Source organism: Synechococcus sp. UW179A, assembly GCF_900473965.1.
Classification (GTDB): domain Bacteria; phylum Cyanobacteriota; class Cyanobacteriia; order PCC-6307; family Cyanobiaceae; genus Synechococcus_C.
The window spans coordinates 1-1,144 of record NZ_UCNJ01000035.1 but is presented as its reverse complement, the minus strand read 5'-3'; the positions used below and the strand labels follow the sequence as shown (position 1 = coordinate 1,144).

Sequence of the window (1,144 nt, the reverse complement as noted above, 5' to 3'; positions counted from 1 at the left end):
AGTACCTGCCGCATTTCAGAAGACCAGCTCTTCTATCTGCAGAGTCGCGGTATTGGTTTTGAGGAGGCGGTCTCGATGATGGTAAGTGGTTTTTGTCAGGACGTTTATAACCAGTTACCGATGGAATTTGCAGCAGAAGCTGACAAACTTCTCTCACTTCGCCTGGAAGGAGCCGTGGGGTAATCCCCCTTATCAACTCCCCAATAAAGCAGTATTTCTTTATTTTTCTCCATGATTAATCCGGATTCAGAGCTTCTCCTCGACATCAATGATCTGCATGCATCCGTTGAGGATCAGCCCATCCTCAAAGGCGTAAATCTCCAGATCAGAGCCGGTGAAATTCACGCGATCATGGGCCGCAACGGCAGCGGCAAAAGCACACTCTCCAAGGTGCTGGCTGGCCATCCTGCCTATCAGGTCACTGGCGGCAGCGTTCGTTATCGCGGTGAGGACTTGTTTGAACTGGAGGCAGAAGAGCGTGCACGTCTTGGTGTGTTCCTCAGCTTCCAATATCCGGTTGAGATTCCCGGCGTCAGCAATCTGGAATTTCTGCGCGTCTCCACCAACGCGCGGCGCGAAAAGCGGGGACAGGAAGAGCTCGACACCTTTGACTTTGAAGACCACGTGCGCGAGAAGCTCAAGGTGGTGCAGATGGATCCGGCCTTCCTTGAACGCAGCGTCAACCAGGGTTTCTCTGGCGGCGAGAAGAAGCGCAATGAAATCCTGCAGATGGCACTGCTGGAACCGGTGGTGGCGATCCTTGATGAAACCGATTCCGGGCTGGATATCGACGCCCTGCGTATCGTGGCCGGCGGTGTGAATCAGCTCTCCGGTCCGCAGAACGCCACGATCCTGATCACCCATTACCAGCGATTGCTCGATGAAATCACACCCGATTACGTGCATGTGATGGCCGCCGGCCGCATCCTGCGCACCGGCGGCCGTGATCTGGCTATCGAGCTGGAGAAAACTGGCTACGACTGGGTTGATAAGCAGCTCGCCGCTGAAGGAGTGGCCTGATCATGGTGAGCAGTGTGCTGGCACCGGTGCAGCAGCGAGGACGTGAAGCCCTCCAGCGTTTGGGATTGCCCACCCGTCGACAGGAAGCCTGGCGACTCACGGACCTCAAACGCCTTGAGGCCGT

General features: G+C 55.9%; 2 protein-coding genes and 1 pseudogene. All 3 read left to right on the top strand.

Annotated features, from left to right (window positions below):
• Positions 1-183: SufD family Fe-S cluster assembly protein (locus DXY31_RS16265; protein ID WP_170953757.1), on the top strand; the 183-nt coding region annotated here is incomplete at its 5' end.
• A gap of 48 nt (positions 184-231) precedes the next feature.
• Complete coding sequence (gene sufC, locus DXY31_RS16260) at positions 232-1,020, top strand: Fe-S cluster assembly ATPase SufC (RefSeq protein WP_114994776.1); 789 nt, start codon at positions 232-234, stop codon at positions 1,018-1,020.
• Positions 1,021-1,022: 2 nt separating this feature from the next.
• A pseudogene (locus tag DXY31_RS17665) lies at positions 1,023-1,144 on the top strand (ABC transporter permease); the annotation flags it as partial.